13 protein-coding genes and 1 tRNA gene are annotated in these 15,825 nt (G+C 51.2%); 9 read left to right on the top strand and 5 right to left on the bottom strand.

Features of this window, described 5'->3' with window-relative positions:
- Positions 1-16 precede the first annotated feature (16 nt).
- Positions 17-934, top strand: a complete 918-nt coding sequence (locus tag NE619_RS03325; protein WP_256130942.1) for a DMT family transporter — start codon at positions 17-19, stop codon at positions 932-934.
- A gap of 420 nt (positions 935-1,354) precedes the next feature.
- On the opposite strand, the gene NE619_RS03320 is transcribed toward NE619_RS03325, so the two are convergent.
- Genes NE619_RS03320 through NE619_RS03310 form a run of 3 tightly spaced genes read right to left on the bottom strand, consistent with a single transcriptional unit; the run spans position 1,355 to position 6,217 of the window.
- Positions 1,355-2,854 carry an amino acid permease gene (locus NE619_RS03320; protein WP_256130941.1) on the bottom strand — a complete coding sequence of 500 codons (1,500 nt, stop codon included), beginning with the start codon at positions 2,852-2,854 and terminating at the stop codon, positions 1,355-1,357.
- A 43-nt stretch (positions 2,855-2,897) separates the two neighbouring features.
- Entirely contained in the window at positions 2,898-3,833 is a 936-nt protein-coding gene (locus NE619_RS03315) for a glycyl-radical enzyme activating protein (RefSeq protein WP_256130940.1), read from the bottom strand.
- A gap of 20 nt (positions 3,834-3,853) precedes the next feature.
- Entirely contained in the window at positions 3,854-6,217 is a 2,364-nt protein-coding gene (locus NE619_RS03310; RefSeq protein ID WP_256130939.1) for a glycyl radical protein, read from the bottom strand.
- A gap of 249 nt (positions 6,218-6,466) precedes the next feature.
- Between NE619_RS03310 and NE619_RS03305 the strand changes: the two genes are divergently transcribed.
- The 4 genes from NE619_RS03305 (at position 6,467) to NE619_RS03290 (ending at position 10,074) form a co-directional block, all read left to right on the top strand.
- On the top strand, positions 6,467-7,426 hold the full coding sequence (locus NE619_RS03305) for a hypothetical protein (RefSeq protein ID WP_256130938.1): 960 nt from the start codon (positions 6,467-6,469) through the stop codon (positions 7,424-7,426).
- A 119-nt stretch (positions 7,427-7,545) separates the two neighbouring features.
- On the top strand, positions 7,546-8,331 hold the full coding sequence (locus NE619_RS03300; protein ID WP_256130937.1) for a GNAT family N-acetyltransferase: 786 nt from the start codon (positions 7,546-7,548) through the stop codon (positions 8,329-8,331).
- 491 nt (positions 8,332-8,822) lie between these two features.
- Positions 8,823-8,897 (top strand) — tRNA-Glu (locus NE619_RS03295).
- Positions 8,898-9,171: 274 nt separating this feature from the next.
- Positions 9,172-10,074: a DMT family transporter gene (locus NE619_RS03290; RefSeq protein WP_256130936.1), complete on the top strand. Its 903-nt coding sequence runs from the start codon at positions 9,172-9,174 to the stop codon at positions 10,072-10,074.
- A 26-nt stretch (positions 10,075-10,100) separates the two neighbouring features.
- On the opposite strand, the gene NE619_RS03285 is transcribed toward NE619_RS03290, so the two are convergent.
- Both NE619_RS03285 and NE619_RS03280 read right to left on the bottom strand, forming a co-directional pair.
- Complete coding sequence (locus NE619_RS03285) at positions 10,101-11,108, bottom strand: hypothetical protein (RefSeq protein WP_256130935.1); 1,008 nt, start codon at positions 11,106-11,108, stop codon at positions 10,101-10,103.
- Positions 11,105-12,526: a CCA tRNA nucleotidyltransferase gene (locus NE619_RS03280; protein ID WP_256130934.1), complete on the bottom strand. Its 1,422-nt coding sequence runs from the start codon at positions 12,524-12,526 to the stop codon at positions 11,105-11,107. The genes NE619_RS03285 and NE619_RS03280 overlap by 4 nt, the downstream gene beginning before the upstream one ends.
- 73 nt (positions 12,527-12,599) lie before the next feature.
- On the opposite strand from NE619_RS03280, the gene NE619_RS03275 reads away from it, so the two are divergent.
- The 4 genes from NE619_RS03275 to NE619_RS03260 all read left to right on the top strand — a co-directional run bounded on the left by NE619_RS03275 (position 12,600) and on the right by NE619_RS03260 (position 15,808).
- Positions 12,600-14,039: an aminotransferase class I/II-fold pyridoxal phosphate-dependent enzyme gene (locus tag NE619_RS03275; protein ID WP_256130933.1), complete on the top strand. Its 1,440-nt coding sequence runs from the start codon at positions 12,600-12,602 to the stop codon at positions 14,037-14,039.
- A gap of 136 nt (positions 14,040-14,175) precedes the next feature.
- Entirely contained in the window at positions 14,176-14,388 is a 213-nt protein-coding gene (locus tag NE619_RS03270) for a TOBE domain-containing protein (RefSeq protein WP_256130932.1), read from the top strand.
- 169 nt (positions 14,389-14,557) lie between these two features.
- Complete coding sequence (locus NE619_RS03265) at positions 14,558-15,433, top strand: hypothetical protein (RefSeq protein WP_256130931.1); 876 nt, start codon at positions 14,558-14,560, stop codon at positions 15,431-15,433.
- Positions 15,434-15,445: 12 nt separating this feature from the next.
- Positions 15,446-15,808, top strand: coding sequence for a VOC family protein (locus NE619_RS03260; RefSeq protein ID WP_256130930.1), 363 nt, complete (start codon positions 15,446-15,448; stop codon positions 15,806-15,808).
- Positions 15,809-15,825: the final 17 nt, after the last annotated feature.

Below are 15,825 nucleotides of genomic sequence, written 5' to 3'. Positions count from 1 at the left end.
GGAGAGACAGAAAACTATGGAGATGAAGAAAAAAGAACGTTTGGCGGCGCTGGGCATCATTGTCTGCACCCTCATGTGGGGAGCGGGGTTTCCGGCACTCAAAGCGACGGAAGATCTGCCCGCCTTTCTGATTATTGCCATCCGGTTCATCATTGCCGCCATATTTCTTTCCGCCGTATTCCATCGGCGCTTTCGGCTGCTCAACCGTACTGTGGTGAAAAATGCCTTTATACTCTCGTTCCTGATTTTCATCATGTATGTGTTCGCCACAGTGGGCATCCGCTACACGACGTCTTCGAAAGCGTCCTTTTTCAGCTGTCTGGGGTTTGTCATCATTCCCTTTCTCAATTGGATGATCTATAAGCAGAAGATTTCCAAGATTACGGTGGCCAGCGTGGCCATGTGCCTTGCGGGAATCTTCCTGCTCAGTTATTCCTCGGACATGGGCCTGAGCTTTGCTTTGGGAGATATCATCTGTATCGGCGGCTCCCTGGCGGGTTCCCTGCAGATCGTTTTTCTGGATCGAATGACAAAGGACGAGCGGAACGACCCGACTTTGCTTTCCGTTTTGATGATGATTTTCATTGCTGTTTACGGGTCCATTGCCGCCGTCTTTACCGGGGCCTGGCAGGTGCGGCCCGCAGGCTTTGACTGGTGCGTGCTGATTTTCATCGGGCTGTTCTGTACAGCGATTGCTTACCTTCTGCAGGCGGTTGGACAGAAATACGTACCCTCTACCCGCGTTGGGATCATGTGCGCTCTGGAGCCTGCCTCGGGAGCCATCTTTTCCGCCGTGCTTTTGGGCGAGCAGCTGGGGCTGTTCGGCTGGGCGGGAGGAGCAGTCATTATCGCCAGCCTGGTGTTCATGGAAGTGATGAGTGCAAGAACCGCGCCTGCGGAATCTGGGGAAAAGGAAGAGGGCCGGTCTGCGTGAGGCGCAGTATCCAACCGGTAACTAATCCGGATTTTTTCAAAAAGTTACGCATTTTTCGACAATCCGGCGGCCTCGGAAATGGCTACCAGCACAAAGTTTCGCTTTTTATGGTTTCGGGTACCCGCAAACCCACAACTTTGCGTAACTTTGCATTAATTTTGTGAAAGGTTACCGCAGCCCGGGTGCAGCAGACAACGGCTGCGGGTTTGCGACCAAATTCTGATTTTCCCAGCAAATCCCGCGACCATAGCCCTCAAAAAAGCCCCTTGGTCGCAAGGCGCTTCTTTGAGGACACAAGGCGCGAATTAAGGCCGCAAGGCGCTTTTGGGGGGCCGCGAGGAGCAAGGCCCCAATGCGCACAAATACAAAAAGACTGCCGCGCTTTTTCCAGCGGCAGTCTTTTTGTATTTCAATTTATTTTCAGGCTATGGCGGATATGTCGTGCTTGTCTACGCCTTCGGGAGGGTCAAAATCCATGTCTTCGTACTTCACCCATTTGGTTCCGTGCTTCTTCTTGTAGCCGAAGAAGAGAAGGAATCCCAGCGGGATCATGCCATAGCAGGTGATGAAGTCAAACCAGTTGAAGTCTGAGAACAGCCAGTAGTTGCAGGTCAAGGTTACCAGAATGCAGATGGCAATGGCAAAGAGCGTACCGAAAGGATACAGCGGCGCTTTGTAATCCAGCTCGCTAAGCTCGTGACCCTGCTTGAGCCAGCCCTTTCTGAAACGATAGTGGGCCAGTGAGATCGTCAGCCAGTTGATAACTCCGGCGATTCCGCAGAGGTAGTAGGCGGCTGTGTAAGCGATACCGTCACCCACCAGGGAAGCTATGAAAGCGGTGGCGCCCACTACGGCTGTAGCAACGACTGCTCTGACCGGGACCCCGGTCCTGCTGAGCTTGGCGAAGAATTTCGGCGCAGTGCCTTTTTTGGCCATTACCTGTAAGGTACGGGAAGCGCTGTACATGGTGGAGTTTCCGCATGACAGCACAGAGGTCAGGATAACTGCGTTCATTACAGAAGCCGCGGCAGCGAATCCAGCATTTTTAAATACCATAGTAAAGGGAGAGGCCGCAATATTATCTTCAGCCGCATCCAGCAGCGATGGTTCGGTAAACGGTATGATGGTAGCGATTATGACGATGGTGCCCAGATAGAAGAGCAGAATACGCCAGAATACGCTTTTGATTGCTTTGGGCACATCCTTCCTTGGGTTTTCCGATTCTGCGGCAGTCAGTCCCACGACCTCTGTATTGGAGAAGGAGAAGGCTGCCACCAGGAATACGAGGATGATTCCGCTGACACCATTGGGGAACGGCGCTTTTCCGTCATCGCCGCCGTCCAGCACCCAGTTGGAAAATCCGGCTTCATCTCCCTTCATGATTCCCAGAATCATCAGCACGCCGACGATCAGGAATATGATAGTTACTACCACTTTAATTCCTGCAAACCAGTACTCAGCTTCTCCGAAGCCTTTCACGGAGAAGAGGTTAAATGCCAGCAGAATGGCCATAAAGAGAATTGCCCAGAGGGTGGAATTGGATCCGGGGAACCAGTACTTGATGATGATGGCGCCGGCAACCAATTCGGCGGCTACGGTCATGGAGCAGCCAAACCAGTAGCACCATCCGTTCATAAAGCCCCAGGCCGGATCGATGAAACGGTCCGCATAAGCGGTAAAGGCTCCCGGAATCGGCAGCTTTGTGGCCATTTCTCCCAGCGCGGTCATCATAAAATATACGACGATCCCCATGATGATATAAGCGACCAGCGCCCCGCCCGGTCCTGCGTCAGCTATGGTTCCGCCCATAGCCAGGAAGAGTCCGGTGCCGATGGTTCCGCCAATGGCAATCATGCTCAGATGACGGCTCTTCAGACCTCTCTCCAGTGTTTCTCGTTCTTGTTTTTGTTGATTTTTCATGAGAGTCTCCTTTTTGCTTGTTCTGCGGAAATCCCTGCTTCCTCTACAATCTCCCCAATATTTCTATTTCAGCGCCCGTCCTGCTTTGCAAGCGTTCTTTAATAGAATCGACGCGCGCGTCATCCGGTGCCTCAAAAAGTGTTTGAGATCCGCCGATATGCTCTTCTTTCAATGCTCCCAGGTTGTGATAAGGAAGGAGCGTTATTTTACCGATTCCCAGATCCCGGTAGAGGTCCGCCGCCTGGTCGATCTGGCTGTCCGTATCGTTGATTCCCCGGATCAGGGGCATACGCATGATAATCTTTTCCCGCAGGCGGCTGTTTTTCGCGATCCGTTCCAGATTTTCGAGAATCAGTTTGTTTTCCCGGCCCGTGTAAGCCAGGTGCTGTTTATTATCAATGGCTTTCATGTCATACAGGACATGCGAAACATTTTCCTTTTCAGTCAGGCGTTCCAAAAGGTCCCCGTCTCCGAAGCCGGATGTGTCCAGGCATACTGAGATATCGCGCTCCCCGGCGGCACCGATCAGAGCTTCTGTAAAGCGCGGATGGGAAAGCATCTCTCCCCCGCTGATGGTAAGGCCTCCCCGGGTATGGGAGTAAAACTGCTTGTCCTGTGCTACTTGATAGAGGACTTCTTCCGCAGTCATGAGCCGGGCGACAGGCTTGAGGGCCTGCGCGTAACAGATGTCCGCGCATTTGAGACAAGTATCGCATAAATCCCAGCGGATGTCGATCTCCTTATCGTCCCGAAGATAAACAGCCTCCTGAGGACATTCCTTTATACAGTAACCGCATTTTATGCAGTTGTTGGGCATGCGGATGATATGCTGCTCAAAGTCGATCAGCTCCGGGTTGTGGCACCATTTGCACCGGAGCGGACAGCCCTTGAGAAAAACTGTGGTTCTGATGCCGGGCCCGTCTTCTGTGGAAAATTTCTGTATTCCGCCGACGAGAGCCTGCAAAGGTTCCTTTTCCATGTTGTCTCCTGATTCCGTGGTTATTTCAAATGAGCGGTCCGGTCGATGATGGTATCCTGGGCTGCCTTATCCAGTTCAGTGAAATACGCCATATATCCGGCCACCCGAACCATGAGGCCCCGGTAATCCTCCGGCTTGCTCTGTGCTTTGCGCAGGGTTTCGTCGTCCACCACGTTGATCTGGATATGTTCACCGCCGTGGTCGAAGTATGTTTTAATGACCCCTTCGATGACGTTCAGTCCTTTTTCGCCTTCGATTCCCTTCGGATCAAAACGGAGGTTGAAAAGGGCACCGTCGTGGAAATTTTTCTGTTCAATGGCTGCCACCGATTTGACAGTTGCCGTCGGCCCGCAGAGGTCCCGTCCCATGGTTGGGGAGGAGTTGTCGCAGTAAGGCTCGCCGGCCAGTCTGCCGTCCGGGGTGGCCCCGCAGACTTCCCCGTGGGAAATGTTTACGGTCTGTGACAGATTGCAGAAGGAATACCTTCCGTGTCTGGAATCTTCCCAGCTCTGGACCGTATCGGCGCAGAAGCGCAGCAGATCTCTTGCCACGCCGTCAACGTGCTCGTTATCGTTGCCGAATTTCGGAGGCTTGTTGATGAGCAGCTGTCTAAGCCGTTCCTCGCCTTCAAAATTCTTGTCCAAGGCATCAATCAGCTTATCCATAGTAACCATCTTTTCATCAAAGACTACATCTTCAATGGCGACCAGGGAGTCGGCCAGGTTGGCGGCTCCGGTTATGAACATTCCGGCAGTGTTGTACTTGGTACCGCCTTCCTGTACCGGCCTTCCGGATTCCACACAGCCCTCCATAGCCATGGAGGCGAAGATCACCGGCAGCCGCAGCATGTGATACGGCACCATCAGATCGTAGCCGTCCTTAATCATTCGGTAAAAATATTCCAGTTGTTTTTTTACAGCCGCAGTCAAATCTTCAATTGATTTAAAATCGCGGGGGTCGCCTGTTTCCAGGCCGAGCAGTTCTCCGGTTTTGGGATCTCTGCCGTTGTGCAGAACCAGTTCCAGAACCTTCGGCGCATTGACGTAACCGGCATCCGGCGAACCGTCGGTAGTTCCGCCTCCGGGCCCCGGCTGAATGCAGCCGACAATGGCCCAGTCTCTGGCTTCTTCTATGGTGCATCCCTTTCCCAAAGTCATGGGAATCGCCGCCTCGTCATTGAAGAATCCCGGATTTGCCATTCCCTGCTGAATCATTTCCGCACCCTTGCGGATCAGCTCCTTCGGCGTTCCTTCAAATACCCGGACTGCCAGCACCGGCTGGGTCGTCTGCAGGTCCGCCGCCGCATCCAGGCACAGATAGGAAAGATCGTTGGTAGCGTCCAATCCTTCTCGGGTCTGCCCGCCGACCATGAGGATTTCCCACATCGGGTACCCGGCAAAGGATTTGGCATACCATCTGTCCCTCACTTCATAGACCTCGCAGCACTTGAGGTAAAAACATTCCAGCATTTCCAGGGCTTCGTCCTTTGTAAGCCTTCCGGCCTCGTAATCCGCGGCAAGGAACGGATACATGTACTGATCGAATCTTCCGAATCCGCAGGCAGTGGTAGGGGCTTCGATATGGAAGGCCACCTGAATGAACCAGACCATTTGCAGGGCCTGGTGGAAGCTCTGCGGCGGATTCTCCGGAACAGTGCGGCAGTTTTCGGCAATCTGCATGAGCTCCGCTTTTCTCCTTGCGTCCTTACACCCGGCGGCCTGGCGCTCCGCTTCATCGGCCAGGCGATGAGCATAGGTAATCAAACCTTCACAGAGGATAATGCAGGCCTGCCAGAAATCGATTTTTTCCTGCTTTTCTTTGGTACCGCCCTTTGTTTCCTCGATGTTTCTGCGGCATTCTTCCATGTATCCCTTCAGTCCCACTTCCAGAAATTTTCTGTGGTTGGGCATGGTCTCGCCGGAAACCCCATTGCGGCATCCCACGGAAATGAGGTCCTTCTGGCGGGCATTTTCTATGTAGTCCGGCAGAATCTGGGGGGCCAGGTCTTCAATGGCTTTCCCGTCCCAGTATTTGAGGGTTTCCAGTATGGTCTCCCTGTCCTGGGGACTGATCCGGTAAGGGTCAGTCTTTCTTACAGGAAATTCGTCGATATCCGCAATCAGCCATTTGCTGGATGTATATTCGGGGAATAGATTCGCGCCTTTATATTCGTTGGTGGGCGTTCCCACGATCAGCTCGTCCTCCATTACCAGTGTTGTCATGCGTTCCATTACATATTTGACGATCTTCGCACGGAAGACCGGAATCGCGTCTCCTGCAAACTTTTGATATGCCTCTGTTGCCAGCACCAGCCGTTCTGCAGTTATCGCGGGAATGGTATCAAAATATTTCTTTTTCATTCTCCGGAGTCTTTCTGTGAGCATCCTTGTTTCCTCCTTGTACCGGCCGACGAGCAGTCGACCTTTTTCTTGTATACATTTTATGTGAGGCAGGCATGCGGCTCAATAATTGGGTTGTTTAAAAATATAATTAGATTGCTAATTTATGGCCAAACGCTTGGTTTTTCCGTAATTTGTAAGCTATCTTTGCGGTTTATCAGGAAAGATTGGGACTTTCATTCTTGGGGCAGGTAGGCTATACTAGTAATAATAAGAACAAAAGGAGGAATTGTAATGATATTGAGGGATTTGTTGAACGATCACGCAGAGGTAAAAAGAGAAGTGCTGATTGGCAGAGAAATAGAGGTGCAGGATAAAAAGGCCCTGCTTTTAGGCCTCAGGGAAATTGATGAGGTGGAAGATGGGGAGCTGGAGGTTGTTTCCCGGATGATGGTACTCCATGAGGATAATATGGAGGATTACGATGATTGGGATGAGGATGAGGACTGGGAAGAAGATGAAGACCAGACAAACCGTCAGGTTTTGATTGAATCCATGGAAATGGATGGCGATGTTTCTGTGACGGATATCGATGCCTTTCATATAAACGGCAAACGCTACGAAACCGAAGGGGTTACTGAGAGCTATCTGGAGGAGCAGCCCTATGAGGAAATTATGCTCATTAAGCATTACGCGGAAAAAGGATGCGTGCCTCAGGAATGGATGGAAAAGGATGTGGACATGCTGGCGCTGGCGGCCTATGACGTGGATCCTGCCATGTTTGACGTCAGCTGGAACGCGGATATTCTGGGTATCACTGTGGAGATGATGGAGCCCATTGAAGAGGTTCTCGTGGGAAAGGTGCTCCGGTGCGGATGCGGCCGATACGCGGAACCAAAGACTTTTTCCATAAAGGGAAAGAACGGCGAGGATGTGGAAATAAGGCTTCATGGGGTGTATCTGCACAATATATGGACAGATGCCTCCTGCCTGGAGATGGACTTTTCCGATCTGGAGGAATACTGCGACCGGGATGAAAGGCTGCTGGTAGTGGAATACAGTACAGATGCGGATTTGCAGCTGGAGTTCTATACGAAGGATTATCTGGACGCGCCGGCGGATGAGGGGGATGAAGCATTTAGTTTTGGGCTGATCTCCTCAGCTGAGGAAGGCCATGAGCTGTGCGGGGTGGATGTAGTGCCGGAAGACTTTGATGATGAGGTGGAGATCGAGCTGTTGTCCTATACAATATAGGGAGATTGCTGTAAGGGTTTGTTGCAGGGCCGCGGATAAAGCGGATAAAACTGAAGAATAAGCGGAATTTGTACGGGTGCGGATTGTGAACCGCAGAAGCTTTCTTTCGGGAGGATATTATGATCAAAGTAAGAAAAGCGGAGATGGAGAAAATCGCGCCGTTGTTCAGCGGCATTCAGGATTCCATGGTGATCGCCTGTCTGCAGGGATATATGGGAGATGCTTTTGTGCGTTCGTGGGAATCGCCTGAGGCCGCCCTGATCATCAGCGGCGAGTACAGCTTTTTTGGCGGCAGGGCGGATTCAAAAGATGGGATTTACCTGGCGGAGCATTTTTTCGATGCGGACCCCGGCGATGAGAGCGTGGCTATTTTCGATGAGGACGAGCCTGAATGGGAGCGGATTCTGATGGATCAGGCTCACAATCATCCGGTGCCCGTCACCCGCTTTGGGATTGTGCAAAAGGACTATGATTTTGACCGGGATTTGCTGCGGCAGTATTCGCAGACAGTCCCGGACGGTTTTCTGCTCAAAGCCTTTGATGAGGATATATATTGTCAGGCTATGAAGGAAGCCTGGTCCAGAGAATTCTGCGAAACCTTTGCCTCGGCGGATGATTTTCTGAGCAGAGGGTTTGGCTTTGCAGTTCTGGATAACGGACTTCTCGTTTCCGGAGCATCAACAATGACGGTATATGACGGCGGAGCGGAGCTGCAGGTGGCAACCCGTGAATCTCATCGGTGCCGGGGACTGGCAATGGCCTGCGCGGCGGCAACTGTGCTCAAGTGCGTGGAAATGGGGATCCGCCCCTGTTGGGACGCAGCGAATTTGATATCCAGGAGTATGGCGCTCAAGCTGGGTTATGAGTATAAAGGTGAGTATATGACGGTTCATATGCATCGATAGTAAGGGGATGAGCGAGATATCTGGCCGCTGATTGCTGGATTGCGGGCCTATTGCGTCACAAAAGAAAGTTTTTTTTGTGGATTTTACGATAAAGTGATAAAGCAGTAAAGTGATTCCGGATCTTTTGGAAAAAAAAGAGGCAAAAGCGGATCTTTTTTCAACGTTTCTCGGCCTTGCCGCTCAATTTATCGTGAAATTCCCTGAGAATAAAATCCGCAAACCCCTCAAACCCACACATTTCATCCGCTTTTAATCAATTTTGTATCAAAAAGCGCCGGCACAGCTTTTGCCAGGAAACTCGCAACAACTTGCAGTAACCTACAGCAACTCAAAAGCTCTGGCAGACAAGGGCAGGAGGCCAGGGCCGGCTTCGCCTGATTTTCAGTTTTACGGCGCAGCACGAAATCGCGATATTTTTTCAAAAAGAATAATGAAAAACTTGTGGACAAGAAGCGGGAAGAAAGTTATAATATAACTCGACAGCTTAATATGTCCCGTTGGTCAAGTGGTTAAGACGCCGCCCTCTCACGGCGGCAACAGGGGTTCGACTCCCCTACGGGATACCAACAGCCTTGAAATTTTAATATTTCAAGGCTATTTTATTTTTTTGAGAATTGAACTGCCAACTATATTTATCACTCTATGCCAAGATGGGAGATTTTCTCCACCGCTTGCTACTTTTCTACCATGTCCACATCAACGTAGTATTTTGCCGTCAGGTTAATATCTTTGTGACCCAGTAACTGGCTACCTGACACAAAAAGCCTCCTGTCACATTTGCTTTTCCATGCTAAATGATTTAGAATACGAAGCATGAAAGCAAATACAGGAGGCTTATTTATGGACATCAATGAACAGCAGAAAAACAGGCGCAACATTGTCATGGCGGATAGCGGCCTTTTGTTTGTGGCGCTCTTTTGGGGCGGCGGTTTTGTAGCCGGAAAATTTGCTTTGGAGGATATGAGTCCGATGAACATCATGGCATACCGCTATGTGGGCGCCACGCTGGTGATGGCTCTGTTCTGTCTGAAAAAATTCAAGCTGATGACCAAAAAAATGATTCCCTGCGCGATACTGATAGGCTTTCTCATGTATCTGGGCAATACCCTGCAGACCATCGGGCTTCAATATACAACTCCGGGAAAACAGAGCTTCATCATTTCCCTGTACACAGTGCTGGTGCCGCTGTTGTCATGGATTATTCTGAAAACGAAACCCTCCAAAAGGATCATTGTCGCGGCCTTTATCGCACTGGCGGGCATTGCGCTTTTAACGCTCAAGGACGATTTTACCATTGGACTGGGGGATTTTCTGACCTTTTTATTTGCGGTGGCTTTTTCTCTGCAAGTGGTGTTTATCGGTATCTTTATGAAGGATATGGATGCGACGCTTTTCACTTTTCTGGAGATCGCGGCGGCGGCGGTATTTTCGCTGATTACAGCGCTGCTGTTTGACACGCCGGCCAGCCTGTCTAATATGCACCTTGCGCCGCTTTTAGGACTGGCCTATCTGGTGACTTTCAATACTGCCTTCGCATTTTTGCTGCAGAATCTGTGCCAAAGGTTTGCCCCGGCCAACCATACGGCCATCCTGCTGTCGACGGAGACCGTATTTGGAACAATTTTTGCCGTCACCCTGGCTAACGAAGTGTTCCGGGGGCGCATGATTCTAGGGTGTGTCCTCATGTTCGCAGCCATTATCATCTCTGAACTGCCTGCCAAAAAACAATGCGCAGGCGATTAATCCGCCTGCACCTTCACGGGGTCTGCTTACTCCTGAATTTCATAAGAAAACAATTCGATTTCCAGCCCCTCGCAATAATCGCCGGGCACCACATCAATGACTGTGAGCTGCCGGTCGTTATTAAAATGGGGAATGAAAAGATTTGATAGAATGGAAACCTCATAGTTATACGCTTCATCCAGATGCTTTCTGGCGAAAAAACGGGGGACGCACGTCTGACTCTGCCATTCCAGAACCAACAGTTCTTTACCCTTTGGACAGCTCAAAATCAACTCGCTGACATGCTGTCGATACGCCTGTTCCTTTTCTGCCAAACCTGTGGCAAAGCGTTTTTCCAACGCTGCGAAAAACTGATCCAAATGCGCCCAGGGATCAAAGCGGTAGAGCCCGTTTACGCAGATCGAAATATCGGCCGCCTGCTCACTTGCAGGCCGGATTACCCGGGGAGCATCGCAGCTGCCGTATGGGCAGTAGAAAGTCTGTTCTGCCAAATACGCATGGCGCGCCTCACCGACATGAATTGAAAAGCTGGCGTCCTTTGCGCCGCAGCTTTCGTAGAACTCTTCAGAAGGGTCCGCATTGCAAAGAAACAGGCAGACCATATCCAGGGGTTTATCCGCCCAGGATTCTGTGATACATCCATTATGCAGAAAATATTGGAGAAGCAGCAGTCCGTCCTCACATTCATCCAGCCGCATAGCCTGACAGAATTCCGGAGCAAGCTCCGCGTGCATGAAGCCGTGTCCAGCTTTTGAGAATTCAGCCGACGAACACTCAACTTGAACGGATTTGACCACCCGCGGGTCGGAGAATTCCTCATAGCGAAAGACATCCCGGTTTGTAACACAGGAGTCCTCAGCAACAGCCGTGCTTTCACCAAGAATCCAAAAATCAGAAGAAACCTCTCCGCCATCCTCTCTTTCAGCCAGCGCCATAATCAGATAGGGTGCTCCGTCGTCGGCAAGGACTTCCTTTCCTATGAACGTGACCCTGAGGAATCCCGGATCCGGCCTTTTTAAATCTTTTATTTTCATGATGTTCTGCCTCCTGTATCTTCTGTATGCGTATGCAGACCAAATGTTTTTATAGCGGTATCGAGAAGGGCGTCCCGCTGATTGGGAAGCTCATCCTCCATCACCATGTCCAGCAGGGTATTCAAAATTTTTCCGATCTCCGGTCCCTGCGCTGCTCCCAGATCCAGCAGATCGCGGCCTCCAATGGCAAGATCCCGAAGTGAAAAACAGTTTTCCGAGGCCAGAACCTCATCGACCTTTTGGCTGAAAGCGCCGATGGTCGATACCCGGCTTTCCGTGTAGATGGGGTTCTGACTTTTTACGTCCGCGTATTCCAGCTGGATCAGCAGCCGCAGCTTTTCTTCACCCAGTTTATGAAGCAGCTTTCGCGCCTGCTTTGCGGATGGACGGAATACGATACTGTGATTGCGGACTACGGAAGTGACCGTTTCCCGGGTGCGGTTGTCATATTTGAGCCGGGCAAGGACCGTATCCGCGATTCGTTCACTGGCCAATTCGTGCCGGTAAAAATGCCCCCAGCCGTCTTCCGTGACCGTCATCATCTCCGGCTTGCCGATATCGTGGAAGAAGGCGCACAGCTTTAATTCCGGGGTGTTCTTTATTTGATCGATTACGTGGAGCGTGTGATCCCAAACCGTGTAAATGTGATAATCGTTCTGTTGGTCCAGATCGAACATGGGCCTGGCTTCGGGGATAATCTGGGCAACAATATCCCGGTACCCGGCGAGAACGTCCATGGCTCCGGATCCGCAGAGCAGCTTGTCAAACTCAGTACGGATTCTTTCGGAGGAAATCCTGTCCAGAAGTTCTCTGCTGTCAAGGAGTGCTCCGGCCGTTTTCCCTTCGATATCAAAACCCAGCTGAGCGGCAAAACGGATTCCCCGCATGATGCGCAGCGCGTCCTCTTCAAATCGCCTGGGAGCATCGCCCACACAACGGATTATGCCGGCCTGCAGATCCTGCAGACCGCCGAAAGGATCCACCAGCCCTGTGCCCGGGTGATAAGCCATCGCGTTTATGGTAAAATCGCGGCGGCTCAGATCCGCCTGCAGGTCAGAAGTGAACCGGACCTGCTCCGGATGGCGGCCGTCCCGGTATTCACCGTCAATACGGTAGGTTGTTATTTCAAAAGGCCGGTGCTCCAGAACAACGGTCAGTGTGCCGTGTTTGATGCCGGTTTCAATGACAGGAAGACCTGAAAAACATTGCTTCATGTCATCGGGAAGCGCGCTGGTGCAGATGTCCCAGTCGTTGGGCGTTTTGCCCAGCAGACTGTCGCGGACGCAGCCGCCGACGGCAAAGGCTTCATAACCGCAGGCTGTCAGCCGGTTTATCAAGTATGCCGCCTCCCTGGGGACAGCAATCGGACCGGCGTGGCCGGAATATTTTGAATGAACGTTTGTGTCAGAATGGAGCATGGGATTTCCTCCTTTTGCTTCCTATTCTAACACAAAAACGGTATAATGGAGAGACTTGGAAAGGAGAAATTTCGTGGACAAACAAAAGACAACGATACAATTCCTCATGGAGCATGCGGACAAACGGCCGGTATCCTTTCATATGCCGGGGCATAAGGGGGCCAGCCTGTACCGCCGGCTGGGGTATGGGGAATTCCTGGATAAATTTATGGACTGTGATATCACCGAGATTCCGGGAGCGGACAATCTGTTCCAAACGGAAGGTATTCTAAAAAGAACGCAGGAACGGTACGCCGGGCTGTACGAAACAGACCGTTCTTATATGCTGATTAACGGGACGAGCGGGGGCATCATCGCTGCCATCCTGGCCAGTGTGCCGGCCGGAGGAAAGCTGCTTATGGCCAGGAACTGCCATAAATCCGTGTTCAATGCCCTGACCCTGGGAAATATCGCCCCGGTGTATCTGTACCCGGAGCTGATCGAAGAATATGGAATACTGGGAGCCGTGACTCCGCAGGAGGTACAGCGGGCCATGGAGGAAGAGCCTCAGGCTGCGGCAGTGATCCTTCCCAGCCCCAACTACTATGGAGTATGCAGTGATATCCGGGCGATTGCCAAGGTGGTCCACAGGCACGGAAAAATCCTGATCGTGGATCAGGCCCATGGAGCGCATCTCAAATGGCTGGGCCGGGGAACGGGACCGGTCAGCGCAGAGGAAGCGGGAGCGGATATTGTCATCAACAGTATTCATAAAACACTGGCGTCCTTTACCCAAAGCGCCGTTCTCAATTTGAATTCGGACAGGGTAGACCGCTATGTGCTGGAGGACAAGCTGCAGGCCATACAAAGTACCAGCCCGTCCTATCTTTTGATGGCTTCGCTGGATATCAATGCCGATATTCTGGAACAGCAGGGTACGGAGCTGATGGAGCAGTGGCAGGGAAACCTGCGGTATTTTTATGAAGAAGTAAAGCGGATTCCCGGTATTCGCGTGATCGACAATCTGGAAAACTTTGATTACAGTAAAATCAACATTGATACGGGTCTTCTGGGAATCTCGGCGAGTGAGCTGGAGAATCTGCTGATGGAGCGGGGCGTGTTTGCTGAGCTGACCACGGGCAATATTCTGATGCTCATGACCGGCATTGGAAATCAGAGGCGGGATTTTGATACCCTTCTCCATGCGTTGAGGGATATCAGGGAAAAACTGGGAAACCGGGAAAGGGACCGGGAGCCGGGAAAGCCGGGAGCAGCTGCTGGCGGCAATGCGGGCCGGGCGCCGGAGAAAAAAGAAATTTTTGCCATACCAAAGGCCAAGCAGAGGCTGGCGCTGGAACGGTCGGAAGGAAAAATCTGCGCCTCCTCGATTATTCCATATCCGCCGGGTATCCCTCTGATTTGTCCGGGGGAGAAGATCACGGCGGAAGATATCCGCTATATCCGCAGCCTGCGGGCCGGCGGCGAGAAAGTAATCGGCGTCAACGAAAATGGAGAAGTTACTGTGGGAGCGTAGATCAGCGGCGAGAATTCTGCGTTGCTTATCGACAGGAAAAACTGTCGTATAATAAAGGATGTTAAAAATCGGCGAATGAGGGTATATAGCTTTCATAGAAGAAACGGTATTATTACCGGAGAAAGGATGAAGAATCATGAAATTAAGCGCTAGAAATCAGTTAAAAGGAAAAGTCGTAGAAATCAAAAAGGGTGCGGTAAACGGCATCGTAATCCTCGATATCGGCGGAGGCAACAAGATCAGTTCCACTATTTCCATGTCAGCGATTGAAGAGCTGGGGTTGGAAGTGGGAAAAGAAGCCTATGCGGTAATCAAAGCCACTTCCGTAATGGTTGGCGTTGACGACTAAGACACTTTTGAATAGCAATGTCAGGCGCAGGCGGGCCCTGCGTCTTTTTCTTTTCCGGCGCAGGCTTTCCCGGCCCGGAATTTCCACGTAATTATAGCAATTGCATCAAATGTGTAGTAAAATAACAATGTGTTTAAATGTGGAGATTCAATAAAAAGGAGGAAGGAATATGGAAAAGAAAAAGCAGTACATCGTTATTGGCGTTGGGGCGGCAGCGATCGCGCTGATGCTTCTGGTGCTGGTTGTAATCGCGGTTTGGATTGGCGCCATGAAAAATTTGATGATTGAGGACAGTGTGGTTTCGGCCCCGCAGACCATATCGTACGACAGCTCTTATGGTGGGGAACCGCCGACAATTTTTGCTGACAGCAGTGTCGAGTTCAAAGGCGCGGATACGGTTTCTGCCGAGGACGGTACCATCCAGTGCGGTATATCCGTTACGCCGGCGGAGTTTCGGGAAGGTACAAAGGCGAAGGTTAAAATAGACGGAAAGACTTACCCGCTTAAACGAAAAGACAACACCTTTGTCGGGACAATTCCGGTTTCCGCCTTTAAAAGCGTAGATCCGGAAGTGATTCTGGAGGATGGGGAAACCGTGAGAACTGAGTCCATAGAGGGAGAATCTCCATATCTTCCGATTGATTTCAGTTGGTTAGCCAGCGGCCCGGATCCCCACGTGAAAAAAGATAAAATTGATTTTGACATGGAGATCCATTTCGGCTTCGACGAACTTTCCAGTGAAGCGCCTAACACGGCCCGGATCGTCGGGATCGCGGACGGAAAACAAGTCTATGAAAAAGAGATGGAAGTCTCGGGGCTAGATGGGGATTCCCCGAAGGTTGACTGGAAAGGCAGCATCAAGGTTCCTGAAAAAACGGCGGTCGATATTTATATCCTGTCAAAGGACGATAAGGGCTTCGTATACCGTTATAAGCTTGGTACGGCGGGAGCAAAACGAGACTTTTTCAGCGAGCAGCAGCATACCTTGGAAGTGCTCAGCCCCGATGGAAAACTGCTGCTTAAAAAAGAAATGACAGAGGAGTAAAGGAGGACAAAAATGAAATTTACATTTGCGACGATACATGTGAAGGATTTGGAAGAATCGATCCGGTTTTATGAAGAGGTGATCGGTATGGAGGTGGCCCGCAGATTCCCGGCCGGCCCCAATGCCGAGATTGCTTTCCTGGCGGACGGCCCGGCGGAGATCGAGCTGATCGGCGATAAAGCCGTAACCGATGTCAGCTTCAGCGACCACTTGAGCCTGGGACTTTCCGTAGACTCTCTCGATGAGGCTATGGAACGGATGAAGGATAAGGGTGTTGAAATCACGGCAGGTCCGATCCAGCCCAATCCCAACACCAGATTCTTTTTTATCAAAGATCCCAACGGGGTAACGCTGGAAATCATAGAACAGAAATAAGCAAAGGAGAAACAGCA

This window comes from Anaerovorax odorimutans (genome assembly GCF_024459955.1).
GTDB lineage: Bacteria > Bacillota > Clostridia > Peptostreptococcales > Anaerovoracaceae > Hominibacterium > Hominibacterium odorimutans_A.
Note: the sequence above shows the minus strand (reverse complement) of the source record. Positions and strands in the feature narration are given on the sequence as shown.